The following is a 25929-nucleotide window of genomic DNA, read 5'->3' as shown; positions in this document are numbered from 1 at the left end:
ACTCGATTCAAGGAGACCCCCGGTGCATTTCGATGAACTGATCGGCCATCTCGGCCAGCACACGGTCGACGGCCTGTCCAAGGGCGCCATCTATGCCCTGATCGCCCTTGGCTACACCCTCGTCTACGGCGTCCTTCGCCTGATCAACTTCGCGCACTCCGAGGTGTTCATGGTCGGTACCTTCGCGGTGCTGATCCTCTGGAACCAGATCGGAGTGCAAAATAACCCACCCATCGGCCAGGCGATCCTGTTCCTGGTGCTCGGTCTGGTCGTCGCGGCGGTCGCCTCCGGCGGCACGGCCCTGGCGCTCGAGCGGGTCGCGTATCGACCACTGCGGCGCAAGAACGCCCCGCCGCTGATCTTCCTGATCACCGCGATCGGTCTGTCGCTGGTCTTCGTGGAGCTCTTCGGGCAGGTGCTGCCGAAGCTGCTCGGTGGCGCGTTGCCGGACGTCTTCGGTCGGCCCCGCCAGATCGTCGGTATGCCGACGATCATCCAGCAGGAGACCCTGTTCACCATCGGCAACACCGCGATCACGAACATCCAGCTGATCGTCTTCATCGCGGCCGTGGCGATGATGGCGTTGCTGGACTGGTTCATCAACCGCACCCGGTACGGCCGGGGTGTGCGGGCGGTGGCCCAGAACCCGGAGACCGCCGCGCTGATGGGCGTCAACCAGGAGCGCGTGATCATGCTGATCTTCGTGCTCGGTGGCATCATGGCCGGCGCCGCGGCTCTGTTGTGGAGCATGCGGTTCGGCTTCACCCAGAACAGCATCGGCTTCGTGCTCGGCCTGAAGGCGTTCACCGCCGCGGTGCTCGGCGGCATCGGCAACCTGCGCGGTGCGCTGCTGGGCGGCCTCTTCCTGGGCATCGTCGAGGTCTACGGCGCGACGCTCTTCGCGTCCAACTGGGAGGACGTCATCGCCTTCGTGGTGCTGATCGTGGTGCTGATGTTCCGGCCCACCGGCCTGTTGGGTGAGTCGCTCGGGAGGGCCCGCGCATGATCGACAAGATTCGCACCGCGGACCGCCGCCGGGTCGGTTTCCTGAACTCGGTCGGCGAGCGCTGGCGGGCGCTGCCGAAGTGGCAGAAGGCCATCGGTGTGGTGGCGCTGCTCGTCTTCATCTACTCCCTGCCGTACCTGGGCAAGTTGCCCGGCGGTCTGATGATCCCGGGCCTGAACGATCTGCGTACCGACTCGATCGAGGGCGGCAACAACTGGGCGGGCGTGCTCTTCGTCTGCGCCATCTACGTGCTGGTCGCGATCGGTCTGAACGTGGTGGTCGGCCTCGCCGGTCTGCTCGACCTCGGCTACATCGGCTTCTTCGCCATCGGCGCGTACAGCGTGGCGCTGTTCGGTTCGGTGAACTCGCCGGTGGTCAAGTGGATCCAGCAGGAGTTCGACCTGCCGCCCACGTGGGCCGTGACCTGGGGCATCTGTCTCCTGATCGCGATCGTGCTGACGATGATCTCCGGGGTGCTGCTGGGCTGGCCGACGCTTCGGCTGCGCGGTGACTACCTCGCGATCGTGACGCTCGGCTTCGGTGAGATCATCCGGATCGTGGCCCGCAACGCCACCGGTGTCACCAACGGTCCGGTGGGCATCTCCGCGATTCCCGGCCCGGAGGGTCCGCCCTCGGCGGACAACAAGGTCTTCGGTCTGATCGATGCGAAGCCGTGGTACTGGTTGGCGATCACCTTCGTCCTGCTGATGGTGATCCTGGTCCGTCGGTTGGAGCACAGCCGGGTGGGTCGCGCCTGGCTGGCGGTTCGCGAGGACGAGGACGCCGCCGCGGTGATGGGCGTGTACCCGTTCAAGTTCAAGCTGTGGGCGTTCGCCATGGGCGCGGCGCTCGGTGGCCTGTCCGGCTTCCTGTTCGGCAGCCGGAACGCGTTCATCGACCCGACCCAGTTCAACGCGAACCTCTCGATCCTCTTCGTCGCGATGGTCGTGGTCGGTGGCTCCGGCAACATGCTCGGTGTCTCGCTCGGCGCGGTGCTGCTGGCGTACCTGCCGGAACGGTTCCGCGACTTCGCCGACTACCGGTGGTTGGTCTTCGGCCTGGCCATGGTGCTGGTGATGATCCTGCGTCCGCAGGGTCTGATCCCGAGCCGGCGGCGAGCCCGCGAGTTGAAGGACCGCGCGTCGGAGGCAGAGGAGGCGCCCGCTCATGTCTGACCAGACCACCAGCACGTCCGCGCCGAAGATCCCGGCGCAGCCCGGACCTCGGTCGGTGTTGCTCGAAGTCGACGACGTCACGCTGCGCTTCGGTGGCGTCGTCGCCCTCGACAAGATCAATTTCCAGATCTACGAGGGCGAGATCCTCGGCCTCATCGGGCCGAACGGCGCGGGCAAGACCACCAGCTTCAACGTGATGACCGGGGTCTACAAGCCGACCTCGGGGGCGGTCCTGTTCCGCGGCCAGAAGGTGACCGGCCGCAAGCCGCACCAGATCAGCCAGTTGGGCATCTCCCGGACGTTCCAGAACATCCGTCTCTTCCCGGAGATGACGGCTCTGGAGAACGTCATGGTCGGTACGGACTCCCGGCACAAGACCAGCGTGCCCGGGGCCCTCTTCCGGTTGCCCCGGAAGAAGGCGAAGCCGCACGAGTTGCCGCAGGTGACCGCCGAGGCGGGCATCCAGCGGACGTGGCAGGAGACGCGCCGGACGTTCGCCAAGACGTTCGGGTTGTCCCGGCACATCCTGGAGGAGCGGGCGGCGGAGGCCAAGGCGCTGGAGTTGCTGCGCTTCGTCGGCATCGCCGACCGGGCCAACGACGAGGCGCGCAACCTGCCGTACGGCTACCAGCGCCGGTTGGAGATCGCCCGCGCGCTGGCCACCGAGCCGAAGCTGATCTGCCTGGACGAGCCGGCCGCCGGCTTCAACCCGGCGGAGAAGGAGGAACTCCTCACCCTGATCCGCAAGATCCGGGACATGGGCCTGACCGTGCTGCTCATCGAGCACGACATGCGGCTGGTCATGGGCGTGACCGATCGGATCGTGGTGCTGGAGTTCGGCCGCAAGATCGCCGAGGGTGCGCCCGCGGAGGTCAGCCGCGATCCGAAGGTGATCGCCGCGTACCTGGGGGAGCCCGCCGATGACGCTGCTTGAGCTGGAGAACGTCTCCGTCGCCTACGGTCGGATCGAGGCGCTGCACGGGATCAGCCTCACCGTGAACGAGGGTGAGGTGGTGGCCCTGATCGGCGCGAACGGCGCCGGGAAGACCACCACGATGCGGGCCATCTCCGGGACCCGGTCGCTGTCGGAGGGGAAGATCACCTTCAACGGTGAGGACATCAGCAAGCTCCGGGCCGACCTGCGGGTGGTCCGGGGGCTGTGTCAGTCGCCGGAGGGCCGGCAGATCTTCCCGGGCATGACGGTGATGGAGAACCTGGACATGGGGGCGTACACCCGGCGGGACTCCGCCGGCATCGCCGCCGATCTGGACCGGGTGCTGGGCCTCTTCCCGCGGCTGGCCGAGCGGCGCAAGCAGGCCGGTGGCACGCTCTCCGGCGGTGAGCAGCAGATGCTCGCCGTCGGTCGGGCGCTGATGAGCCGTCCGAAGCTGCTGCTGCTCGACGAGCCGTCGATGGGTCTGGCCCCGCTGGTGATCCGGCAGATCTTCGACATCATCACGGAGATCAACCAGCAGGGCACCACCATCCTGCTGGTGGAGCAGAACGCCCAGCAGGCGCTGTCGCGGGCACACCGCGGCTACGTGCTGGAGACCGGTCGGATCGTGAAGGAGGGGTCCGGTCAGGACCTGCTGCACGATCCGTCGGTCAAGGAGGCGTACCTCGGCGTGGCCTGAGTCATCCGAGCGGCGGCCGGTCACCCCCCTGGTGGGGTGGCCGGCCGTCGGCGTTCGGGGCGCCCGTCGTCGTGGCGTCGCTGGTGGGGTGGCCGGTGGTCGGCCGCCGGTCGCGCGTCGTTTTGGCGTCGTGTCACCCGGTGCCGCCGACCAGGGATGTCGGTGCGACGGGCTAGAGTCGCTGCCGTGACAGCTACGACGCCGCGCCTGCTTCTCGTCGACGGACATTCCATGGCATACCGGGCTTTCTTCGCCCTGCCCGTGGAAAACTTCTCCACCACGACGGGTCAGCCGACAAACGCGGTGTACGGCTTCACGTCGATGCTGATCAACGTCCTGCGCGACGAGCAGCCCACCCACATCGTGGTGGCCTTCGACGTCTCCCGCCGTTCCTTCCGCACCGAGCAGTACGCGGAGTACAAGGCCGGCCGCAGCGAGACCCCGAACGACTTCAAGGGCCAGGTGAGCCTGGTCAAGGAGGTCCTCGCCGCGCTCCAGATCCCGGTGGTGGAGAAGGAGGGCTTCGAGGCCGACGACGTCATCGCCACCCTCGCCTGCCAGGCCCGCGACCAGGGCATGTCGGTCCTGATCAGCAGCGGTGACCGGGACGCCTTCCAGTTGGTCGACGACCAGATCACCGTCCTCTACCCGCGCAAGGGCGTCTCCGACCTGGCCCGGATGGACCCGGCGGCGATCGAGGCGAAGTACGGCGTCGGCCCGCAGCAGTACCGTGACCTGGCCGCTCTCGTCGGCGAGTCCAGCGACAACCTGCCCGGCATCCCCGGCGTCGGCCCGAAGACCGCAGCCAAGTGGATCACCACGTACGGCGGGGTGGAGGGCGTGATCGCCCGCGCCGACGAGATCAAGGGCAAGGCCGGCGACAGCCTGCGGGAGCGCCTCGCCGACGTGATCCGCAACTACGAGATCAACCGGTTGGTCTCCGACCTGGAGCTGCCGCTGCGCCCGGAGGACACCCGCTGGACCGGGTGGGACCGGGAGGCCGTGCACCAGGTCTTCGACACCCTCGAGTTCCGCATCCTGCGCGACCGCCTCTACCAGTACCTGGAGGCGGTCGAGCCGGAGGCCGAGTCCGGGTTCGACCTGGCCGGCGAGGTGCTCACCGAGTCGGGCGCGCTGGCCGGCTGGCTGGGCACGCACGCCCCGACCGGCACCCCGGTCGGGCTGGCGGTCAAGCTCGACACCGGCGTCAACCGCCGGCACACCGCCTCGATCACCGGCCTGGCGCTGGCCACCGCCGGCGGCGCGGCGGCCTGGGTCGACCCGGCGCGGCTCGACCCGACCGACGAGGGCGCCCTGGCCGCATGGTTGGCCGACGCGCAGCGCCCCAAGGTGCTGCACGACAGCAAGCCGGCGGTGCTGGCCTGCGCCGCGCACGGCTGGCAACTCGCCGGCATCGTCCGCGACACCCAGATCGCCGCGTACCTGGCCCGCCCCGACCAGCGCTCCTACGACCTCACCGACCTGGCGCTGCGCTACCTGCACCGGGAGCTGCGGGTCGATGTGCCGGAGTCCGGTCAGCTCACCCTCGACGGGCTGGGTGACGAGGGCATCGCCGAGCAGAACCTGATGCTCCAGGCCCGGGCCACCCTCGACCTGGCCGACGCGATCGACGCCGAGTTGTCCCGCGACGGCGAGCAGTCCGCCCGGCTGATGGCCGGGGTGGAGTTGCCGTTGATGCGGGTGCTGGCCGGCATGGAGAGCACCGGCATCGCCGCCGACACCCACTACCTGTCCGAGTTGGAGGCGCACTTCGCCGCCGAGGTGAAGGCCGCCGCGCAGGGCGCGTACGAGGCGGTGGGTCGGGAGTTCAACCTCGGCTCACCCAAGCAGTTGCAGGAGATCCTCTTCACCGAGCTGGGCCTGCCGAAGACCAAGAAGATCAAGACGGGCTACACCACCGACGCCGACGCCCTGCAGTGGCTCTACGCCCAGCAGCCGCACCCGGTGCTGGCGCATCTGCTGCGCCACCGCGACGTGGCCAAGCTCAAGTCGACGGTGGACGGTCTGCTCAAGTCGGTCTCCGACGACGGCCGGATCCACACCACCTTCAACCAGACGGTGGCGGCCACCGGTCGGCTCTCCTCCACCGAACCCAACCTGCAGAACATCCCGATCCGCACCGAGGAGGGGCGGCGCATCCGCCGGGCCTTCGTGGTGGGGGAGGGCTACGAGTGCCTGCTCACCGCCGACTACAGCCAGATCGAGATGCGCATCATGGCGCACCTGTCGTCGGACGACGCACTCATCGACGCCTTCAACTCCGGTGCCGACTTCCACGCCGCAACCGCCTCGTCGGTCTTCGGGGTGCCACTCGACGAGGTCACCCCCGACCAGCGCCGCAAGATCAAGGCCATGAACTACGGCCTGGCGTACGGGCTCAGCGCGTTCGGCCTGTCGCAGCAGCTCAGCATCAGCACCGAAGAGGCGCGCGGGCTGATGGAGAACTACTTCGCGGGCTTCGGCGGGGTGCGTGACTACCTCCAGCAGGTCGTCGCCCGGGCTCGCCAGGACGGCTACACCTCGACCATCCTGGGTCGCCGCCGCTACCTGCCCGACCTGGTCAGCGACAATCGGCAGCGCCGCGACATCGCCGAGCGGATGGCGCTCAACGCCCCCATCCAGGGCTCAGCGGCCGACATCATCAAGGTCGCGATGCTGCACGTCGACACCGCCCTCGGCGAAGCCGGGCTGCGGTCGCGCATGCTGTTGCAGGTGCACGACGAGTTGGTCTTCGAGGTCGCCCCCGGTGAGCGGGAGGCGTTGGAGACACTGGTCCGCCACGAGATGGGCGGCGCGTACCCGCTGTCGGTGCCGCTGGAGGTCTCGGTCGGCGAAGGCCGGGACTGGAACAGCGCCGATCACTAGGTCTTGATCGCGGTAGGCGGGTTGCGGGTCGGGCTGGCCCGGAACCCTGACCTGGTCGTCCTTGTCGCGGCCGTAGGTGTCATGGGCCCGTCCCCCGCCTCATGATCTGCGCAACTTCGGGGAAAGTGCTGGGTCGTGGCGTTCTGAGGCAGCAACTTCAGCGAAGTTGTGCGGATCTTGCTGCGGGGGCCCGCGACGTATCGGGCCGGTTCGCTACTTCATCGGGTCGTGGCCCCAGTTCATGAGGGACCAGCGCCACTTGGTGTCGCGGATGTTGCCGGAGGGGCGCTGCGCCATGTGCCGGCGTACGTAGCCGACCACCTTGCGCATGTGCTTGTAGTCGCCCTCGGACAGATCGCTGCGTTTACGTCGCAACAGGTTGATGATCTTCCGGCCGGACTCGTGCCCGACGGACTCGCCGCCACCGGAACGACCGCCCTTGTGCCAGCCGACCTGCTTCGACTCGTCGGTCTCCAGCCAGGACGACAGCTCGCCGGGCTTCATGTTCACCGCCTCGGTGAACTCCCGGTAGGTGTCCCGGCCCTGGTCGTCAGCCCTGCTCATGGCGCAGCGCCTCGGGGCGGTGGGCCACGTCGCGGCCCGTTCCGTCACTGCGGACCCGGTACTGCGGGTCGTCGGGCGACGCGTTCACGGCTCGCCCCCGGATCCGGGTCCGCTCGGTGATGGTCTCCCGCACCACGCCGTACGCGCGGCTTCCGTGGGCCGACCAGGAGACATGGTCGCCCTTGTGGAATCTCTGTTCGGCCATGCCCTCGGCTACCCGACGCCGGTGCGGCGAAACGGCTACGGCGTGATCTCGGCGATCGGCAGCTTGATGTCGAACGGCTCGGTCAGCTCGATCACGTCGGCACCGTCGGCGACCAGCTCGTACTGCCGCTCACCGCCCGGGCCCACGCGGTCGCCGATCCGGTACGCGTAGACGTGCAGCGGGTCCTGCTCGATCCGCCAGTAGAACGGGATGCCGGCGGCAGCGTACTCACCGGGCTTCGCGAACCGGTCGATTCGTCGCGTGCCGGGCGAGACGATCTCCACGGCGAGCACGACATCCGCCGGCCGCAGCATGGAGTGCACGGATGCCACGTTGGCGTGGTGCACCAGCACATCCGGCTGTCGACTGGTGTTGTGGCCCAGCTTGACTCCGACGGCCTGCGCGGCACGAAGGTGCAGTGGCGCGTGATTGCGCAGCCAGAGCCAGAGCGTGCTGGCGATGTTCTGATGGCCCAGGGTGGGGGAGGGTGTCACCTGGATAACTCCGTCGACGAGTTCGACGCGGGGGGCGTCGTCCGGCAGGGCGAGCAGGTCCTCCAGCGTGTAGTCGGCACGCTGCTGCCGCATCGGATCCGGACACCAGGGGCCAGGTGATGTCGGGATGGGCTCGGCGCTCATGGGGCCGAGCCTACCGGCGATCGATGGCCCGCAGGTCGGACCACAGGTGCGACGCGCTCAGTCGGCGGGCTTCTCGGTGACGAAGATGGCCGTACCGGGAAAGAGGCGCCCGCGCAGTGGGCTCCACTGCCCCCAGATGCCCTCGTGTCCCTCCGGCCACTCGGGCTCCACCAGGTCCACCAGCCGGAAGCCGGCCCCGACCAGCTCCCGGACCCGGTCGCCGAGCGTACGGTGCTGCTCGACGTAGGTCGCCACGCCGGATTCGTCCTGCTCCACGTACGGGGAACGGTCGAAGTACGAGTGCACGGCGGTCAACCCGCGCTCGCCCGGATCGTCCAGGAAGATCCACCGCATCGGGTGGGTCACCGAGAACACCCATCGTCCGCCGGGGCGCAGGACCCGGTGCACCTCGGCGTGCAGGGTCGCCGAGTCGTCCACGAACGGGATCGCGCCGAACGCGGTGCAGGCGAGGTCGAACGACCGGTCGGCGAACGGCAGGGCGAGGGCGTCGGCCTGCACCAGCGGTACGCGTACCCCGGTGTCGTCGGCGGCCTTGGCGGCGTGCCGCAACATGCCGGCGGACAGGTCGAAGGCGATCGGCCGGGCGCCCTGGGTGGCGAGCCAGCGGGCAGCGGCCGCCGCGCCGCAGCCGACCTCCAGCACGCGCCGTCCGGGCAGTTCGCCGAGTAGGCGGGCGTCGGCCTCGCGGAGCCCCTCCGGGCACCAGACGAAGTCGACGTCGCCGAGGAACGCGCCGTGCTCGGCCTGGTAGTCGTCGGCGTCGGTGTCCCACCAGCCACGGTTGGCCCGACGGGTCTCCGCGTCACCCACCCGCCGCCGGGTGACCCGGCTGTCGTCATCCACGGCGCCCACGCTAGGCCCTCCCCTCCGCGTCGGGTGCGGCGGCGCGGCCGAGATTCGAGCGGCACCTCGATCGACACGGTTTCCGGCACGTCGCGGGGACCCGCCGGGCTCCCGGTGAGCCCGAGTCGATCAAGCGATGACCGGCGCCCGACACCCGTTCGGCGGGGGTCGGTGTGGCTGCTGTGACGCACGAGACAGCAGGGGTCGTTTCCGGGTGATTGTTCGCCTTTCGCAGGTCACCGCACGTAGAGAAGCCGGGAGGGCTTGCACGCTGTGGTAATGCGCACGGTAGGCTAGACGATGCGCTCGCGGATCGCGTTGCCTCGGCAGGGAGCAGGTGCGCGGTCGACGGAGCCACATCATGATCTCACTAGCGATCGTTCGGTGTGCCCGGCGACGGATCCGCTGGCGCGAACAGGTCACCGCGACACCAGCCTGCTGTGACAACCCACCGACCGGAGCAACCGCCCACATGACGAGCAGCATCGAGGCCCCCTCGAGCGCCACCCGGGTCACCCACGACGATCTCGGTTCCGAGGAGGCTTTCCTCGCCGCGATCGACGAGACCATCAAGTACTTCAACGACGGCGACATTGTCGAAGGCACCGTCGTCAAGGTCGATCGGGACGAGGTCCTGCTCGACATCGGCTACAAGACCGAGGGCGTCATCCCCTCTCGGGAGTTGTCGATCAAGCACGACGTGGACCCCGCCGAGGTTGTGACGGTTGGTGACCACATCGAGGCCCTGGTCCTCCAGAAGGAGGACAAGGAGGGGCGTCTGATCCTCTCCAAGAAGCGGGCGCAGTACGAGCGGGCCTGGGGCACGATCGAGAAGATCAAGGACGAGGACGGCGTCGTCCGCGGTTCGGTCATCGAGGTGGTCAAGGGCGGCCTCATCCTCGACATCGGGCTGCGCGGCTTCCTGCCCGCGTCGCTGGTCGAGATGCGTCGTGTGCGCGACCTGCAGCCGTACGTCGGGCGGGAGCTCGAAGCCAAGATCATCGAGCTGGACAAGAACCGCAACAACGTGGTCCTGTCCCGCCGGGCCTGGCTCGAGCAGACGCAGTCCGAGGTGCGCACCGAGTTCCTCAACAAGCTGCAGAAGGGCCAGGTCCGCAAGGGCGTCGTGTCCTCGATCGTCAACTTCGGCGCGTTCGTGGACCTCGGTGGCGTCGACGGTCTGGTGCACGTCTCCGAGCTGTCCTGGAAGCACATCGACCACCCGTCCGAGGTCGTCGAGGTGGGCCAGGAGGTCGAGGTCGAGGTCCTGGACGTCGACCTGGACCGCGAGCGGGTCTCGCTGTCGCTGAAGGCGACCCAGGAGGACCCGTGGCGGCAGTTCGCCCGCACCCACGCGATCCAGCAGATCGTGCCGGGTAAGGTCACCAAGCTGGTTCCGTTCGGTGCGTTCGTCCGCGTCGACGACGGCATCGAGGGCCTGGTCCACATCTCCGAGCTGGCCGAGCGCCACGTGGAGATCCCGGAGCAGGTCGTCCAGGTCGGCTCCGAGGTCATGGTCAAGGTCATCGACATCGACCTGGAGCGTCGCCGGATCTCGCTGTCGCTCAAGCAGGCCAACGAGGGCTTCGTCGAGGGCGAGGAGCACTTCGACCCGACCCTCTACGGCATGGCGGCGACGTACGACAACGAGGGCAACTACATCTACCCGGAGGGCTTCGACCCGGAGACGGGCGAGTGGCTCGAGGGCTACGACAAGCAGCGCGAGACCTGGGAGAACCAGTACGCCGAGGCTCGTCAGCGCTGGGAGGCCCACACCAAGCAGGTGCAGACCTCTCGGGCCGCCGACGCCGAGGCCGCTGCCAACCCGGCCCCGGCCGTCCCGGCCGCTGCCGGTGGCGGCGGTGGCACCACCTCCTCGTCCAGCCCGGCCCCGAGCCGGCAGGCCGAGGAGCCGGCCGGCACGCTGGCCACCGACGAGGCGCTCGCCGCACTGCGGGAGAAGCTCGCCGGCGGTAAGTGACCCGCTGAACGACGACAGGCCCCGTCCCCGCGATCTTCGGATCGCCGGGGGCGGGGCCTTCGCCGTGAGCGGGGTGCCCTGTCGTGGGCCGCGCCGCCCCGTGCGACGCCGCCCCGTGCGACGCCGCGCCACGCCGCCCCGCGCCACGCCGCCCCGCGCCACGCCGCCCCGCGCCACGCCGGGCGGACCTCGGGCGGGCCGGGTTGGTCGGGTGGGCGGGTTTGCTGGTGGGGTTGGGCATCCGGTTGACTGGTCCGGTGTTGAGAGTGGGGTTGACCGGCGGGATCGGGTCGGGCAAAAGCGCGGTGGCCGCACGGCTGGTCGAGCGGGGCGCGGTGCTCATCGACGCCGACCAGGTGGCGCGGGAGGTCGTGGCACCGGGCACGGACGGGCTGGCCGAGATCGTCGCCGCGTTCTCCGACGAGGTGCTGGGCGCCGACGGCGCGTTGGACCGGCCCGCACTGGGCGCACTGGTGTTCGCCGACGAGGCGGCGCGCCGGCGGCTCGAGTCGATCACCCACCCTCGGGTTCGGGCCCGGACCGCCGAGCTGACCGCCGCCGCGGCACCCGACTCGATCGTCGTCAACGACGTACCGCTGCTGGTCGAGGTGGGGCTCGCGCCCACGTACCACCTGGTGGTCGTGGTGCAGACGGCCGTGCCGACGCGACTGGAACGGTTGGCGCGTGACCGGGGGATGGGCCGCGCGGAGGCCGAGCGGCGGATGGCCGCCCAGGCCGACGACGCCCGTCGGCGGGCCGCCGCCGACGTGGTGCTGACCAACGACGGCAGCCTGGCGGCCCTGCACGACGCCGTGGACGCGCTCTGGGGGCGTCGGCTGCTGCCCTACGAGGACAATCTGCGCGAGCGGCGGGTGGTCCCGCCCGGTCAGGTCGACCGGGCTGACGCCGACGCGACGTGGCCGGAGCAGTACGCGCGGCTGGCCGCCCGCATCCGCCACGCGCTCGGCGCGGACGCCCTGCGGATCGACCACATCGGCGCGACCGCAGTGCCCGGCCTCGCCGCCCAGGACGTGATCGACGTGCAGGTCGCCGTCTCCAGCCTCGCCGACGCCGATGGTGCCCTGGCCGACCGGTTGGCGAACGCCGGGTTCCCCCGGGTGCCGGGGCAGTGGTGGGACGACCCGCGCCCGGCCGGCAGTGCCCGGTGGGAGAAGAGGTTGCACGGCAGCGCGGACCCGGCCCGCCCGGTTCGCCTGCACGTCCGGGTGGCCGACTCACCGGGCTGGCGGTACGCCCTGATGATGCGCGACCACCTGCGTGCCGACCCGGACCAGCGGGCCGCCTACCTGATGTTCAAGCGGGACCTGGCCGACGCGGCTCCGGAGGTCGGCGTCTCGGGCACGGCCAGCGACCCGTGGTTCGACGAGGAGTACCTGCGGGCTGAGCAGTGGGCCGAGCAGACCGGCTGGCGGCCCTGAGCGGCACGGATCAACGAGGGCGAGGGGCGGCGGCCAGCCGCGGCACCACGGCGGGGCGGAGATCCAGTTGAGCCCACGCGTCGGCGTCGGTATGCAGTTCCAGCCGGCGTAGCGACCCGTCCCGGTCGATCCAGTAGCGCAACCGCCCGTCGGGCGGGCCCACCTCGATGACGTCCACGGTCCGTCGGTCGGCGACGTCCTCGCGTACCCGCACCGCCGTACCGCGTGGCCCGACCGACCCGGCGGCCACCGCCGCGTCGACGAGCACGCTCAGGGCGTCCCCACCGGGTCGTGTGACCCGCCACGGCCCGGCCGGGGGCGGCAGCGGCGGCCGTTCGGGAGCCTCCGCGGTGCCGCCACCGGCGGCGCCCGCGGGCAGGTCCACCCGGGCCAGACCGGTGGTGTCGCGCCGCAGCAGGGTCCGGCGCTCCGGCACACCCAGGTCGGCGACCGCCAGGTACGCGGTACGCCTGGTCCAGCTCACCCAGCCGGCCCCGCGCAGGTTCGTGTCCGTGCCCACGGGTGCGGTCAGCGTCACCGTGGCACCGCCCTGCGCCTTCAACCGGGCGGGCAGGCGCTCCAGTCGACGGCGTTCGGCGTCGGTCAGCGCGCGCGGCAGCCCGGGTCGGCCGCCGAGTGCGTCCACCGGGTGCAGGGTCGGCCGGTCCGCCCGGTTGAGGACCACCGTGACCGGGCCGACGCCCGGCAGCCTGGTCACCAGTTTGTGCAGGCGGGCGTCCTGGTCGAGCCAGTACCGGGTCTGCCCGTCCGCGTCGGCGCCCGTCGAACCGGCGGTGCTGCCCGGTGCCGGATCGGGGGCTGGTGTCCCGGGCAGCGACGCCTGGAGGACGTCCACGGGGCCGGCGGCCACCGTCTCCCGGGCGACCCAGCGCGCCCCGCCGCCCGGCACCGCCTGGGTCGCGTCCGGGCGGTCGGCGGCGAGGCGCAGGAGCAGGTCGAGAACCGGTGCCAGGTTCGTGCCAGGTGCCAGGCGGTGCAACCGCCAACGGTCCGCCGGAGGCACCAGGGGCGGCGCGGCGGGAGTGGGTACGGCCGCCGGGTCGGGCCGGACCACCAGGACCGGGCCGACCCTCTGCACCAGCCCACGCTCGGCACCCGCGCCCGGCCCACCCACGTCGAGGTAGAGCAGTGACCGCGACCAGTCCACCCAACCCACCAACTCGACCCGGGCGGCGTCGACGCCGGCGGTGACACGGACCCCGGCGCGTAGGTCCCGCAGGTTCGTGACCCGCACGGCGGCCAGCCGCTCGCCCTCGGCGACGGTGAGCGGCCGGGCCGGCTCGGGCGGGTCGGGCGGGTCGGGCGCCCAGCTCAACAGCCCGAGCACCAGCGCCGCCGCCGACGTCACCGCGGTCAGGGCGAGAAGCAGCAGCAGGGTACGCCGACGGCGACCGGCCGAGGCCCTGCCGGACGCGACCGCCGGGTCGACGCCGGATGCGGTGGTGTCGTCACCTCGGTCGGCCCCGGTCGGCCCGGTGCCTCGCCCGGTGGCGGTCCGGCGCGCGGCGGCCCGGCCCCGGTCGGCCGATCGGGCGGGAGCGGCTCTGCTGGTGGTCGGCCTGACCTCGGCGTCGAAGGTCGGCCGCGCGAGGTCGGCACTGCGGGAGGTGGCGGACCGGCGCCCTCGTTTGGCGTTGGTGTTGCGTGTGGCGGCTTGGCGTGCGTCCCCGGCGTCTGCGTCGTCGCCGGTGCTCCGACCGGACGCGGTGTCGGGAGTCGGGGTCGCTGAGGTGTCCACGGAGATGAAACGGGCGGGGAGGCACCGGGGTGACGAGCAGGGGCGCTCGCGGCGGCCGGTCTGCGCCTCGAGCGCGACCACACGGGTGCGCACGCCGGACGAGCCGGGTGCTGCGACCGCAGTGCCGGGGGCGGCCGGCCGTGATGACGGCCTGGCCACCGGCCCGGTCGGCCGCCGCGAGCGGCCTACACGAAGAGGGTAGTCCCGGTGACATGGGCCACACAATGGGAATATTGAAGCTGATCACGTACCCGGCGTGACGGCCGTTCCTGTCGGACCTCCGGCGTACCGTTGACGGTATGGCGCTCGACATTCCCCGGCTCGACAGCCGCTTCCAGGTCGTCAGTGAGTTCCAGCCGGCCGGCGACCAACCGGCCGCCATCGACGAGCTTGCGCGTCGGGTCCGGCGCGGCGACCGTAACACGGTGCTGCTCGGCGCGACCGGCACCGGCAAGAGCGCCACCACGGCGTGGCTGGTCGAGCGGTTGCAGCGTCCGACCCTGGTGCTCGCCCCCAACAAGACGCTCGCCGCGCAGCTGGCCAAGGAGTTCAGCGAGCTGCTGCCGCACAACGCGGTCGAATACTTCGTCTCGTACTACGACTACTACCAGCCCGAGGCTTACATCCCGCAGACCGACACCTACATCGAGAAGGACTCCTCGATCAACGAGGAGGTCGAGCGACTGCGGCACTCGGCCACCATGTCGCTGCTCACCCGCCGCGACGTGATCGTGGTGGCGACCGTCTCGGCGATCTACGGCCTGGGCACCCCGGAGGAATACCTCGACCGGGCGGTGAAGGTGCAGGTCGGCCAGGAGCTCGACCGTGACCAGTTGCTGCGCCGGCTGGTCGACATCCAGTACACCCGTAACGACATGGCCTTCCAGCGCGGCACCTTCCGGGTCCGCGGCGACACGCTGGAGATCATCCCGGCGTACGAGGAGCTGGCCGTCCGCGTCGAGCTGTTCGGCGACGAGGTGGAGAAGCTCTACTACCTCAACCCGTTGACAGGTGACGTCGTCCGCGAGGTCGACCAGCTGGTGATCTTCCCGGCGACGCACTACGCAGCCGGTCCGGAGCGGATGGAGCGGGCGATCCGTGACATCGAGGCGGAGCTGGCCGAACGCCTCGCCGAGTTGGAGCGGCAGGGCAAGCTGCTGGAGGCGCAGCGGTTGCGGATGCGCACCACCTACGACATCGAGATGATGCGGCAGGTGGGCTTCTGCTCCGGCATCGAGAACTACTCGATGCACATGGACGGGCGGTTGCCCGGCAGCCCGCCGCACTGCCTGCTCGACTACTTCCCCGACGACTTCCTCACCGTGGTCGACGAGTCGCACGTGACGATCCCGCAGATCGGCGGCATGTACGAGGGCGACGCGTCCCGCAAGCGGATGCTCATCGACCACGGCTTCCGGCTGCCCAGCGCGGCCGACAACCGGCCGTTGCGCTTCGACGAGTTCCTGGAGCGCGTCGGCCAGATGGTCTTCCTGTCCGCGACTCCCGGCACCTGGGAGATGGAGCAGGCCCAGGGCGAGTTCGTCGAGCAGGTCATCCGGCCCACCGGTCTGGTCGACCCGGAGGTCGTGATCAAGCCGACCAAGGGCCAGATCGACGACCTGATGCACGAGATCAAGCTCCGGACCGACCGCGACGAGCGGGTGCTGGTCACCACGCTGACCAAGAAGATGGCCGAGGATCTGTCCGACTACCTCCTGGAGAACGGCATCCGGGTGCGTTACCTGCACTCCGAGGTCGACACGTTGCGCCGGGTGGAGCTGCTGCGCGAGCTGCGCAAGGGCGACTACGACGTGCTGGTCGGCATCAACCTGCTCCGCGAGGGTCTGGACCTGCCCGAGGTGTCGCTGGTGGCGATCCTCGACGCCGACAAGGAGGGCTTCCTGCGCAGCGGGCGGTCGCTGATCCAGACCATCGGGCGGGCGGCCCGTAACGTCTCCGGCCAGGTGCACATGTACGCCGACAAGATCACCCCGTCGATGGCGGCGGCGATCGACGAGACCGACCGGCGGCGGGCCAAGCAGATCGCGCACAACGAGGCCAACGGCATCAGCCCGGAGCCGCTGCGGAAGAAGATCCACGACATCCTGGACGACATCTACCGCGAGGCGGAGGACACCGAGAACTCCCGGGTCGGGGGAGCGGTGCGTCAGCTCTCCCGGGGCAAGGCGCCGGTCAAGGAGACCCGCAGCCGGAGCCGGACCGCCGCTGCCACCACCTCGCGCGAGGGGATGGCCCGCGCCGACCTCGCCCAGCTGATCCAGGATCTCAACGACCAGATGCTGGCCGCCGCCCGCGAGCTGCAGTTCGAGCTGGCGGCTCGGATTCGCGACGAGGTCTCCGACCTGAAGAAGGAGCTACGTGGCATGGACGCCGCCGGCGTGAAGTGATGGCCGGCCGTTCGGCGACAACCAGCGCCCGCTCGGGCGTCGGCGGTCGAGGCATGCGATGGGTGGGCTGAACGGCATCGGCCTGCGAGGCCGCCGTCGCCGGGTGGCCCGATTCCTGGGTGCGTGCGGGCGCTCAGCTGGGCGTGACCGACCGGCGCAGCACGGAGCGTCCTGACGGCCGGGCGCCTGGCTGGCGGCCGGGCGTCGGCTGGTGGGCGGGCGTGGGCTGACCGTCGGGTGCCGGCGGACAGGCGATGGGTGGCAGGCGTTGGCCGGCGGGCGCGGGCGCGTGTCGGTGGCGGGTTCGGAGTTGTGTCGGTGGTGGGAGCCTTTGGAGCTGAATCGTTTGTGGCATCACGGCCCCGCATCGGCCCCGCATCGGCCCCGCCAGGCGGCCGCCCTTACGGTCGTTCCTCGACCGGCCTCCGGCCCTCTCTTCGGCTCGCCCTCCGGCCGTTTCGCGACCGAGCCTCGCTTGATCGGCCGTATCGTCTGCGACATCAGCTCCTCGATCGAGCCTCTCTGACGGTGAATCGTTTGCGACATCAGCTCCATAGGGGCCGTCAGTGGTATCGCCCACCGGCGCCGGCCTCACCATTCTGACCCCCACCGACGACGCCTTCACGCCAGCGGTCAGGCCGCCCCACACCAGGTGTTCGTCGCCAAAATCCGCGCAGTATCGGGGATGTTGCTGTCTCCCGCGTGTCTGAGGCAGCAACATCCCCGATGTTGTGAGGATCTTGGCGCGGGGCGCGGGGCGCGGGGCGCGGGGCGCGGGGCGCGGGGCGCGGGGCGCGGGGCGCGGGGCGCGGGGCGCGGGGCGCGGGGCGCGGGGCGCGGGGCGCGGGGCGCGGGGCGCGGGGCGCGGGGCGCGGGGCGCGGGGCGCGGGGCGCGGGGCGCGGGGCGCGGGGCGCGGGGCGCGGGGCGCGGGGCGCGGGGCGCGGGGCGCGGGGCGCGGGGCGCGGGGCGGCGATTTAGGCGGATTCTCTGCTCTGAGTCGGCGGCGGCACCGGATGCCCTGATTGCGGTCTGCGAGCGACCTATTGCACTGGGTGATCGTCCTGCGTACTCTCCCTCGGTGGGGAGGCCGGGATGCCGCTACCGACAAGTCCTGTCATTCGACGTGCACGTCTGGGCGCAGAGCTGCGCCAGCTACGCCGGCGCGAGGCGCTGACCCTGGAGCAGGTCTGCGACCGGCTGGGGTGGGCCTCGACGTCGAAGTTGTCCCGCATCGAGCTGGGTCAGAGTCGTCCTGACCTCGCCGACGTGCTCGATCTGCTGGACATCTACAAGGTTCCCTCGCCTGCCCGTGAGGCGCTGATCGTGATCGCCCGGGACGCGGCCACCAGTCGCGGCTGGTGGAAGACGCTGGGCGAGATGAGTGAACGGCAGCGCACCTACGCCGAGTTGGAGGCGGGTGCGGCCGACATCGTCGAGTATCAGCCGTCGGTCGTGCCGGGGCTGCTCCAGACGCCCGCGTACGCCCGGGTGCTGGTCACGGCCAGCGCGCAGCTCACGCCCGAGGTGGACGTGGAGGCCGAGGTGCGCGCCCGGGCGCTGCGGCAGGAGGTGTTGCGGCGGGCCTACCCGCCGCGCTACACGGCGGTGCTCGCCGAGGCGGTCTGCGACCCGGGCGACCTGCCGGAGGCGGTCTGGCGTGAACAGTTGCGGCACCTGGTGGCCGTGACCGGGCTGTCGCACGTGACGGTGCGGCTGCTGCCCCGTGGCGTGGCCGGTGGCGGGTTGCACCCGCTCACGCCGTACTCCTGCTATGCCTTTCCGGACCCGGCGGACCCGCGGACGGTGATGCTCGAGGCGTTGACCACCGACGTGCGGTTGGCCACCGTGCTCGACGTCGACCGTTACCAGCGGATGACCGAGGCGCTGCTGGCGGCGGCGTTGTCACCGGAGGAGACGGTCACCGTGCTGGCCCGCCGCGTCGGCGAGTAGCACGTCGTGCCGCGCGGCCACCGGGCCCGGCGCCCCCGAGCCCGTCGGGACCGGCGGCCGGCGCGTGCGCGGGCACGATAACCAAGGGGTACGACAGCGAGCCCGGGGTACGACAGCGACGCTCAGGCCGGTACGTCGAGGAAGTGCTCGACCACGGGCGGCCCGGCGAAGTGCGGCCCGATCAACGCACGCCACCGCTCGAAGCGTTCGGTGGCGCGGAAGTTGTCCTCGTGGGCCTCGACCGAGTCCCATTCGACGAGCAGCACGAAGCGGGTCGGGGACTCGATGCCCCGCGTCATCCGCACGGACCGGCAGCCGGTCGCACCGGCGAGCACCGGGTGACCCTCGGCGTAGGCGGCGGCGAACGCGTCCTCGTGTCCGGGTAGTACGTCGATCAGCGCGACTTCGAGCACCATGTCGGAAAGCCTCCCACGGCGGGCGGGGCCGCTGGCGTCCCGGGGTCTGTTCCAGCCTGGAGGGTGCCCCTAGGGTGGCATCGTGATCATCGATTGGCTCACCGGCACCGCGTTCGAGGTGGCCGGTACGGGCACCACCTGGGCGGAGTTGCTGGGGTTCGCGACAGGTGTGCTGAACGTGTGGTTGGTGGCCCGGCAGAAGATCGCCAACTGGCCGATCGGCATCGCGAACGTGCTGCTGCTCATGCTGCTGTTCTGGACCGCCGGCCTGTACGCCGACGTCGGGCTCCAGGTCGTGTACGTCGCGCTCGGCTGTTACGGCTGGTGGCACTGGCTTTTCGGTGGTGAGCGGCGGAGCCGGCTGACGGTGAGCCGCACGGGGCGACGGGAGTGGTGGGCGCTGGCCCTGGTCGGCGTGCTGCTCACCGCCGGCCTGTGGGTCCTGCTGGACCGGGCCACCGATTCGACGGTGCCGCTGCCGGACGCGTTGACCACGGCGTTGTCCCTGCTGGCGACGTACGGGCAGACCCGCAAGCGGGTGGAGAGCTGGTGGCTGTGGATCGCCGCCGACCTGATCTACATCCCGTTGTACGCGTACAAGGGTCTGCACCTGACCGCCGTCCTGTACCTGGTCTTCCTCGCCCTGTGCGTGCTCGGCCTGCGGGCCTGGCGGGCGGACCTGCGTCGGGTCGACCCGCCGACCCCGGTGCCGCCCGGCCCGGCGCCGGTCGCCGCATGAGCGAGCGGGGCGTGGAGTTCGGGCACGGGATGGTGGTGGGCAAGTTCTACCCTCCGCACGCCGGGCACCACGCGCTGATCGAGGCCGCGTCCGCGCGTTGTGCGGAGGTCACCGTCGTCGTGGCCCCCTCGCGCCGGGAGTCCATCCCGCTCGCCCTGCGGCTGGAGTGGTTGCGGGAGGTGCACGCGGACACGCCGTGGGTCCGGTTCGTCGGGCGGTACGACGACCATCCGGTCGACTACGACGACCCGGCCGTCTGGGACGCGCACTGCGCGGTGTTCCGGGCGGCGGTCGGGTCGCGGCGGGTGGACGCTGTGTTCTCCTCCGAGGCGTACGGCGTCGAGTTGGCTCGGCGGTTCGACGCCGTACCCGTGTCGGTGGATCCGGATCGGCGGACCGTGCCGGTGTCGGGCACTGCCGTCCGCGCGGACCCGGCGGGTCACTGGCGGTGGTTGAGCGCTCCGGTGCGCGCCTGGTTCGTCCGGCGGGTGGTGGTGGTCGGCGCCGAGTCGACGGGCACCACCACGATGGCCGAGGCGCTGGCGGCGCACTACGGCACGCCCTGGGTGCCGGAGTACGGCCGGGAGTTGACCGCCCGCAAGCTGACGCGACTGCGGGAGCGCGTGCCGCAGGCGACCGTCTTCGACGTCACCTGGGATCGGGACGACTTCCGCACCGTGGTCCGCGAGCAGCAGGCCGCCGAGGACGCGGCGGCCCGGACGAGTGGGCCGCTGTTGATCTGCGACACCGACGCGCGGGCCACGGCCGTGTGGGAGGAGCGTTACCTGGGCGGCACCTCGCCGGAGGTGCGGGCGGCGGCGCGCCGGCCGGCGCTCTATCTGCTCACCGACCACCGGGGGGTGCCCTTCACCGACGACGGGTTGCGTGACGGCGAGCATCTGCGGGCCTGGATGACCGAACGGTTCCGTGCGGAGCTGGCCGGGTGCGGGGTGCCGGTGGTGGAGCTGACCGGGACGTACGACGAGCGGTTGGCGCGGGCGGTGCGGGCCTGCGACGACGTGCTCGCCGCCGGCTGGTCGCTCGCCGACCCGATCGTCGCACCCGACTGGGCCTAGCCTCCTAGGAAACCTGGCGGGTGTGACGCGTGTCCCGGGACCACCGACCGCCCGGGGTGTGATCACGCGCGGTGGTGGGCAACAATGGTCACCGAGGAGGGGAGTATTCCCCCGCAACGGAGTCGTCAGCACGGTCGGTCGTCGGAACCACGGCGTCCCGACCCGGCTCCGTTGGTCGCCTCCCGGTGACGGGTGGCGGCGGAAGAGACCTCCGACAGTCACCAGAGTGAGCGACAGCGGCACACCGGCCCCTCCGGGGGCGTACGGTGTGCCCGACGCCGCGTGTCTGCCGGAGGAATGAACGTTGGACGTGTCCGGATTGGTGTGGGCGGGGACGCTTGTCGCACTGACTGCGGTCCTGCTCGTCGACCTGTTGATCATTGGTCGGCGCCCGCACGAGCCGAGTGTGCGGGAGTCGAGCCTCTGGGTCGCCTTCTACGTCGGTCTCGCCCTGCTCTTCGGCGCCGGTGTGTGGTTGACCTCCGGTGCCAGTTCGGCCGGGCAGTTCTACACGGGTTGGCTCACCGAGTACAGCCTCTCGGTGGACAATCTCTTCGTCTTCGTGATCATCATGGCTCGCTTCGGTGTGCCCCGGCAGTACCAGCAGAAGGTGCTGCTCGTCGGCATCGTGCTGGCGCTGGTGATGCGGGGTGGGTTCATCGCCGCCGGTGCCGCGTTGATCTCGCAGTTCTCCTGGGTGTTCTACATCTTCGGCGCGTTCCTGATCTACACGGCGGTGAACCTGGCCCGGCAGGGCGAGCCGGACGAGGACGAGTTCTCCGAGAACGTGCTGATCCGGTGGAGCCGCAAGGCGCTGCCGATCTCCAAGGACTACGACGGCGCGAAGCTCACCACCCACGTGGCCGGTAAGCGGTTGTTCACCCCGATGCTGATCGTGATGATCGCGATCGGCACCACCGACCTGATCTTCGCCCTGGACTCGATCCCGGCGATCTTCGGCATCACCCAGGAGCCGTACCTGGTCTTCACCGCGAACGTCTTCGCGCTGATGGGTCTTCGGCAGCTGTACTTCCTGCTCGGTGGCCTGCTCGACCGGTTGATCTACCTGAGCTACGGCTTGGCCGTGGTGCTCGGCTTCATCGGCGTCAAGCTGGTGCTGGAGGCGTTGGCCGACAACAACCTGCCGTTCATCAACGGCGGTGAGCACGTCGGTTGGGCGCCGCACATCCCGATCTGGCTGTCGCTGCTGGTCATCCTCGGCACGCTGGGCGTCGCCACCGCCGCCAGCCTGATCAAGTCCTCCCGGGACCGACGCCGCGAGTTGGTCGACGCTCGCCGCTGACCCGTCGCGCCGACGTGGTCGAGGCGACGGCCGGAGCGGTGGAAAGCCGGCCGGGGGCGGGAACGCGCCCGGCCGGTCAGACCCGGTGCGCTCCCACCAGGGTGGCCGTCCGGTCGGCTGGCAGCGGCTCCTCGACGACCCGCCGGCGGCGGTAGCAGGCGTGCAGCATCCGCCGCTCGCTCCCGTCTCCGGGTGGGGCGGTGACGATGCCGATGTGATGGATCTTGCGGCCGGGGCGGGCGAAGAAGTAGAGGTCGCCGGGGCGTTCCGCGCCCAACGTCAGCGGGGTGGTGGCGGCGGCCTGGTCGTCGGCGTCGCGGGGTAGCAGCACCCCGAGCCGCCGCCAGGCCAGGTGCACCAGGCCGGAGCAGTCGATGCCGTGTGCGGAGAGGCCACCCCAGATGTAGATCACGTCCAGCAGTCGCTGCGCCACCGCGAGCGCCTGCTCGGCGCTCGGCGCGGCGGCGGGCGTCGCGACGAGGTGGTCGTCGGGCAGCCAGAGCGGCCCGGCCCGGCCGGGGACGTGTACCGGCCGCCAGTCGTCGCGTACGGGGCCGGCGGGGACGAGGCGGGTGCCGACGACGACGCCGGGCAGCACCACCGGACCGCCGGGGGCGGCGTGCAGCCCGGTGACGGTGGTGTCCACGACCAGCGGCGGTTCGGTGCCGGTGGCGGCCGGGTCGACGGCCGTCAGTTGCTCGGTGGGCAGCCATCCCGGGTAGCCGCGCGGGTCGAGCTTGGCGGCGGGCTGTTCGACGGCGACGACCCGGGCCCAGCCGTCCGGGCGCAGCTCGCTGACGAGGACCCGCTCGCCGAGCAGGAGTTGGCTCAGCACGCAGTCGCCGACCTGCTGGTCGGTGTTCATCCCGGAGACCCAGGCCAGGATGTCGGCGCGGGCGGTCAGGGCCGGGCGGTCGACCGGACGGACCGCCTCGGGGGAGGTCCACAGCGTTGCCACCGCGACCCGGACGACGGCCTCACGGCCCGGTTGCAGCTCCACGTCAACCCCCAGATCGTGTCGGCTGTCCAGGGGGAACCCTATGAAGAAAAACAACGATCATCAACCGTGCGCCTGCACCTTTGCTTCAGCCAGGCCGGAGATGCCCAGGCCGGGGGCGCTCGGCAACACCACTGTCGCCCCCTCGTAACGGATGCCGCCCTGCACCGGCGACCAGGCCAGCCACCAGGCGGCGTCCAGGTCGGGGACCGCCGTGGTGCCGTACGCGGCGACCAGGCTCGCCGCCGCCCCGATGCCGACCTGACTCTCCATCATCGAGCCGACCACCGTGCCGAGGCCGTGGGCGGTGGCCAGGTCGAGGAGGGTACGCGCCGGGTGCAGCCCGCCGCACTTGGCCAGCTTGACGTTGACCAGGTCGGCGGCCCGGCGGCGGATCACCTCCACCAGGTCACGGACCCCGAAGACCGCCTCGTCGGCCAGGATCGGTACGGAGACCCGGTCGCTGACCCAGGCCAGCCCGTCCAGGTCCCAGCGGGCCACCGGCTGCTCGACCAACTCCACGTCGAGCCCGGAGTCCTCGATGCCCCGGATCACCCGGACCGCCTCCCGGGGCGTCCAACCCTGGTTGGCGTCCAGCCGGATCCGGACCTCCGGCCCGACGGCCGCGCGGACGGCCCGCACCCGGTCCAGGTCGCCGCTCGCGTCGGTACCGACCTTCAACTTGAGCACGCCGAAGCCGTCGGCGTGCCGCTGTCGGGCCGCCGCCGCCAGGTCCACCGCGTCGCCGGCCGCCAGCGTGACGTCCGTCGGCACCCGCAGGGTGGTGCCTCCGAGCAACCGCGCCAGGGGTACGCCCAGCCGGCGGGCGGCGAGGTCGTGCAGCGCGACGTCGACCGCCGCCTTCGCCGCCTCGTTGCCGGCCACGGCGCGCTGCACCTCGGCGCAACGGGTCACCAGGTCGTCCGGGTCACGCCCGATCAACTGCGGGCCGAGCAGTTCGCGGACGCAGGCCCCCGCGCCGGCGACCGACGCCCCGGTGACCTGCCACACCTGGGGCGCCTCGCCGAAGCCGGACCGGCCGTCGGAGTCGACCAGTTCGACGACCAGGGTGTCCACTGTGGTGGTCCGACGCAGCGCGGTGACGAACGGGGTGTGTAAGGGGGCGGAAACCCGGTGGGTGCGTACCTCCGAGATCGTCATGTCGGGCACCCTATACGCAGGCACACGGCGGGAGGGGAGACCGGATGACCGGGCAGGGCTGGGAGCTGGTGGGTGCACCGAACGCGCGCGAGCTGGGCGGGCTCGTCGGCGCGGGCGGGCGGCGGGTACGGGTGGGGCAGCTGATCCGTACTCCCGCGTTGGGGCGGCTCACCGACGAGGACCTGCCGGTGCTGGCGAAGCTGGGGCCGGCGTGCGTGGTCGACCTCCGGGACGGCTCGGAGATCGCGGTGGCCCCGGCCGACCGGCTCGCCGGTGAGACACGGGTGGTGTGCCTGCCGGTGCACGACCCGGAGCACCCCGTCTTCACGTACGTCTCGGCGGTGCTGCTCGGCCACGACCTGGACGCGTACGCGGAGCTGGCCCGGCAGGGCACGGCGGGGGCGATGGCGGCGATCTACCGGTGGTTCGTCACCGGTGAGTCGGCCCGGGTCGGCTTCGCCGAGGCGGTCCGGCTGGCCGGTCGGGCGGAGAACCTGCCGATGGTCTACCACTGCTCCGCCGGCAAGGACCGCACCGGCTGGCTCACCGTCATCCTGCTGACGGCGCTCGGGGTGGACGAGGCGGCGATCCGCGCCGACTACCTGCGCAACAACGAGCTGACCGACAGTCTGCGCGCGGTGATCGTCGAGGCGATGCGACGGCGGCAGCCGGACCTGGACGTCGACGCGGTGCTGCCGGTGTTGGAGGTCCGCGCCGAGTACCTCGACGCCGGTTACGACGAGGTGCGCCGGGTGCACGGCTCGTTCGACGCGTACCTGCGCGACGGGTTGGGGTTGACCGACGGCGACATCGGGGCGCTGCGGGCGCGGCTGTTGGAGTGACCGGCTCGGGTCAGAGGTCGTGGCGGGCGGCCCAGACCCGGGCGGAGACGTCGGCGATCAGCAGGCAGGCGTCGTCGTCGACCGCGTCGTCCGGGTCGGTGGTGGTGCAGACGGCGATCAGGTACGGCGGGGCGTCGTCGGGCAGTACCACGCCGACGCCGTGCCGGACCCCGCGTACCCACCCGTTCTTGTGCGCGATGCGGGTGCCCTCGGGCAGACCGGCGGCCAGGTCCTCGCGGTGTTCCTGAGCGAGCAGGACGTCCAGCATGGCGGCGCACGCGGCGGGCGTGGCGAGTGCGCCGGGGGAGTTCGCGCCGGAGGCGAGCGCGCCGAGCAGGGCGGCCAGGTCGGCGGCGGTGACGGTGTTGGTGATGCCGGCCTCGCGGGCGGCGAAGTCCTCGATGCCCCGGCCGGTGACGCTGTTGCGGGCACCGGTCGACGCCCACACCTGCGCCACCGCGGGCAGCCCGACGTGTCCGATCACCAGGTTGGTGGCCAGGTTGCTGGACCGCACGATCATCCGGTCGGCCAGCCACCGCAGCGGTGCCGTGCCGCCCACCCGGTCCCAGACCGCGTCGTCGTTGTCGTAGGGCTGCGCGCAGGTGAACCGGGGCGCGCCGGGCTGGGCGGAGTCGAACTCGTTGACCACCGGGACCGGGGCGTCCAGGTCCAGTTCGCCGGCGTCGGCGGCGCGGTGCAGCGCGGCGAGCACCGCCACCTTCATGGTGCTGGCGGCGTAGTGGGCGGCGTCCGGGTGCCGGGTCCAGGTCGGCGGCGCGTCGAGTCGGCCCACGTACGCCGAGACGGTGCCGGGCACCCGGTCCAGACGGGCATCGAGATCATCCCAGGTCATGCCGGTGACCGTAGCGGATCAAGGGGCGGGCG

21 protein-coding genes and 1 pseudogene are annotated in these 25929 nt (G+C 71.2%); 13 read left to right on the top strand and 9 right to left on the bottom strand.

Going from position 1 to position 25929, the window contains the following annotated elements; all coding sequences use genetic code 11:
- Nucleotides 1–22: 22 nt before the first annotated feature.
- The 5 genes from O7616_RS26975 (at nt 23) to polA (ending at nt 6701) form a co-directional block, all read left to right on the top strand.
- Entirely contained in the window at nt 23–1006 is a 984-nt protein-coding gene (locus O7616_RS26975; protein WP_282304557.1) for a branched-chain amino acid ABC transporter permease, read from the top strand.
- Entirely contained in the window at nt 1003–2181 is a 1179-nt protein-coding gene (locus O7616_RS26970) for a branched-chain amino acid ABC transporter permease (RefSeq protein ID WP_282257731.1), read from the top strand. Before O7616_RS26975 ends, O7616_RS26970 begins: the two co-directional genes overlap by 4 nt.
- A complete protein-coding gene (locus tag O7616_RS26965) occupies nt 2174–3115 on the top strand; it encodes an ABC transporter ATP-binding protein (RefSeq protein ID WP_282304556.1) in 942 nt (313 codons plus the stop codon). The genes O7616_RS26970 and O7616_RS26965 overlap by 8 nt, the downstream gene beginning before the upstream one ends.
- Nucleotides 3102–3815: an ABC transporter ATP-binding protein gene (locus O7616_RS26960; RefSeq protein WP_282304555.1), complete on the top strand. Its 714-nt coding sequence runs from the start codon at nt 3102–3104 to the stop codon at nt 3813–3815. Before O7616_RS26965 ends, O7616_RS26960 begins: the two co-directional genes overlap by 14 nt.
- Before the next feature lie 186 nt (nt 3816–4001).
- Complete coding sequence (polA, locus tag O7616_RS26955; protein ID WP_282304554.1) at nt 4002–6701, top strand: DNA polymerase I; 2700 nt, start codon at nt 4002–4004, stop codon at nt 6699–6701.
- A gap of 216 nt (nt 6702–6917) precedes the next feature.
- On the opposite strand, the pseudogene O7616_RS26950 reads toward polA, so the two are convergent.
- From O7616_RS26950 to O7616_RS26935, 4 genes and pseudogenes are all read right to left on the bottom strand, one after another.
- A pseudogene (locus O7616_RS26950) lies at nt 6918–7265 on the bottom strand (DUF3140 domain-containing protein); the annotation flags it as partial.
- Nucleotides 7252–7470: a DUF2945 domain-containing protein gene (locus tag O7616_RS26945; RefSeq protein WP_282257739.1), complete on the bottom strand. Its 219-nt coding sequence runs from the start codon at nt 7468–7470 to the stop codon at nt 7252–7254. The gene O7616_RS26945 and the pseudogene O7616_RS26950, both read right to left, overlap by 14 nt.
- A 35-nt stretch (nt 7471–7505) precedes the next feature.
- Entirely contained in the window at nt 7506–8057 is a 552-nt protein-coding gene (locus O7616_RS26940) for a Uma2 family endonuclease (protein WP_282304553.1), read from the bottom strand.
- Nucleotides 8058–8165: 108 nt separating this feature from the next.
- Entirely contained in the window at nt 8166–8972 is an 807-nt protein-coding gene (locus tag O7616_RS26935) for a class I SAM-dependent methyltransferase (RefSeq protein WP_282304552.1), read from the bottom strand.
- A 361-nt stretch (nt 8973–9333) separates the two neighbouring features.
- Between O7616_RS26935 and rpsA the strand changes: the two genes are divergently transcribed.
- The gene (rpsA, locus tag O7616_RS26930) at nt 9334–10953 is read left to right on the top strand and encodes a 30S ribosomal protein S1 (RefSeq protein ID WP_282304551.1); all 1620 of its coding nucleotides are present in this window, start codon (nt 9334–9336) and stop codon (nt 10951–10953) included.
- Nucleotides 10954–11210: 257 nt separating this feature from the next.
- A complete protein-coding gene (gene coaE / locus O7616_RS26925; RefSeq protein ID WP_282307740.1) occupies nt 11211–12392 on the top strand; it encodes a dephospho-CoA kinase in 1182 nt (393 codons plus the stop codon).
- Nucleotides 12393–12402: 10 nt separating this feature from the next.
- Here coaE and O7616_RS26920 read toward each other — a convergent pair whose 3' ends face one another.
- Complete coding sequence (locus O7616_RS26920) at nt 12403–14244, bottom strand: hypothetical protein (protein ID WP_282304550.1); 1842 nt, start codon at nt 14242–14244, stop codon at nt 12403–12405.
- A 206-nt stretch (nt 14245–14450) separates the two neighbouring features.
- On the opposite strand from O7616_RS26920, the gene uvrB reads away from it, so the two are divergent.
- Entirely contained in the window at nt 14451–16559 is a 2109-nt protein-coding gene (gene uvrB / locus O7616_RS26915; RefSeq protein ID WP_282304549.1) for an excinuclease ABC subunit UvrB, read from the top strand.
- 1093 nt (nt 16560–17652) lie between these two features.
- The gene (locus O7616_RS26910) at nt 17653–18510 is read left to right on the top strand and encodes a helix-turn-helix transcriptional regulator (protein WP_282257749.1); all 858 of its coding nucleotides are present in this window, start codon (nt 17653–17655) and stop codon (nt 18508–18510) included.
- A 122-nt stretch (nt 18511–18632) separates the two neighbouring features.
- Here O7616_RS26910 and O7616_RS26905 read toward each other — a convergent pair whose 3' ends face one another.
- On the bottom strand, nt 18633–18926 hold the full coding sequence (locus O7616_RS26905; RefSeq protein ID WP_269683177.1) for an antibiotic biosynthesis monooxygenase family protein: 294 nt from the start codon (nt 18924–18926) through the stop codon (nt 18633–18635).
- An 82-nt stretch (nt 18927–19008) separates the two neighbouring features.
- Here O7616_RS26905 and pnuC point away from each other — a divergent pair, with 82 nt between their 5' ends.
- The 3 genes from pnuC to O7616_RS26890 all read left to right on the top strand — a co-directional run bounded on the left by pnuC (nt 19009) and on the right by O7616_RS26890 (nt 22044).
- Entirely contained in the window at nt 19009–19665 is a 657-nt protein-coding gene (pnuC, locus tag O7616_RS26900) for a nicotinamide riboside transporter PnuC (protein WP_282304548.1), read from the top strand.
- Nucleotides 19662–20741: an AAA family ATPase gene (locus O7616_RS26895; RefSeq protein ID WP_282304547.1), complete on the top strand. Its 1080-nt coding sequence runs from the start codon at nt 19662–19664 to the stop codon at nt 20739–20741. Before pnuC ends, O7616_RS26895 begins: the two co-directional genes overlap by 4 nt.
- 304 nt (nt 20742–21045) lie before the next feature.
- Nucleotides 21046–22044, top strand: coding sequence for a TerC family protein (locus tag O7616_RS26890; protein WP_282257753.1), 999 nt, complete (start codon nt 21046–21048; stop codon nt 22042–22044).
- A 76-nt stretch (nt 22045–22120) separates the two neighbouring features.
- On the opposite strand, the gene O7616_RS26885 is transcribed toward O7616_RS26890, so the two are convergent.
- A complete protein-coding gene (locus O7616_RS26885) occupies nt 22121–23044 on the bottom strand; it encodes an NlpC/P60 family protein (protein WP_282257755.1) in 924 nt (307 codons plus the stop codon).
- A gap of 60 nt (nt 23045–23104) precedes the next feature.
- Nucleotides 23105–24202 (bottom strand): dipeptide epimerase, encoded by a 1098-nt coding sequence (locus O7616_RS26880; RefSeq protein ID WP_282304546.1) that lies wholly within the window; start codon nt 24200–24202, stop codon nt 23105–23107.
- A 44-nt stretch (nt 24203–24246) separates the two neighbouring features.
- On the opposite strand from O7616_RS26880, the gene O7616_RS26875 reads away from it, so the two are divergent.
- A complete protein-coding gene (locus O7616_RS26875; RefSeq protein WP_282304545.1) occupies nt 24247–25044 on the top strand; it encodes a tyrosine-protein phosphatase in 798 nt (265 codons plus the stop codon).
- A gap of 10 nt (nt 25045–25054) precedes the next feature.
- Here the strand turns inward: O7616_RS26875 and O7616_RS26870 are convergent, their stop codons facing one another.
- Complete coding sequence (locus O7616_RS26870; protein ID WP_282304544.1) at nt 25055–25897, bottom strand: serine hydrolase; 843 nt, start codon at nt 25895–25897, stop codon at nt 25055–25057.
- Nucleotides 25898–25929: the final 32 nt, after the last annotated feature.

This window comes from Micromonospora sp. WMMD964, assembly GCF_029581455.1.
Lineage (GTDB): Bacteria > Actinomycetota > Actinomycetes > Mycobacteriales > Micromonosporaceae > Micromonospora.
The sequence above is the reverse complement of the archived record's forward strand: the minus strand, read 5'-3'. Positions and strand labels throughout refer to the sequence as shown.

Excerpts from the sequence above, each read along its gene's own strand:
- uvrB (WP_282304549.1), top strand. The coding sequence starts at position 14,451 with ATGGCGCTCGACATTCCCCGGCTCGACAGCCGCTTCCAGGTCGTCAGT.
- O7616_RS26940 (WP_282304553.1), bottom strand. The coding sequence starts at position 8,057 with ATGCGGCAGCAGCGTGCCGACTACACGCTGGAGGACCTGCTCGCCCTG.
- O7616_RS26970 (WP_282257731.1), top strand. The coding sequence starts at position 1,003 with ATGATCGACAAGATTCGCACCGCGGACCGCCGCCGGGTCGGTTTCCTG.
- O7616_RS26880 (WP_282304546.1), bottom strand. The coding sequence starts at position 24,202 with ATGACGATCTCGGAGGTACGCACCCACCGGGTTTCCGCCCCCTTACAC.
- O7616_RS26895 (WP_282304547.1), top strand. The coding sequence starts at position 19,662 with ATGAGCGAGCGGGGCGTGGAGTTCGGGCACGGGATGGTGGTGGGCAAG.
- O7616_RS26945 (WP_282257739.1), bottom strand. The coding sequence starts at position 7,470 with ATGGCCGAACAGAGATTCCACAAGGGCGACCATGTCTCCTGGTCGGCC.
- O7616_RS26905 (WP_269683177.1), bottom strand. The coding sequence starts at position 18,926 with ATGGTGCTCGAAGTCGCGCTGATCGACGTACTACCCGGACACGAGGAC.
- O7616_RS26870 (WP_282304544.1), bottom strand. The coding sequence starts at position 25,897 with ATGACCTGGGATGATCTCGATGCCCGTCTGGACCGGGTGCCCGGCACC.
- O7616_RS26910 (WP_282257749.1), top strand. The coding sequence starts at position 17,653 with ATGCCGCTACCGACAAGTCCTGTCATTCGACGTGCACGTCTGGGCGCA.
- O7616_RS26875 (WP_282304545.1), top strand. The coding sequence starts at position 24,247 with ATGACCGGGCAGGGCTGGGAGCTGGTGGGTGCACCGAACGCGCGCGAG.
- rpsA (WP_282304551.1), top strand. The coding sequence starts at position 9,334 with ATGATCTCACTAGCGATCGTTCGGTGTGCCCGGCGACGGATCCGCTGG.
- O7616_RS26965 (WP_282304556.1), top strand. The coding sequence starts at position 2,174 with ATGTCTGACCAGACCACCAGCACGTCCGCGCCGAAGATCCCGGCGCAG.
- O7616_RS26960 (WP_282304555.1), top strand. The coding sequence starts at position 3,102 with ATGACGCTGCTTGAGCTGGAGAACGTCTCCGTCGCCTACGGTCGGATC.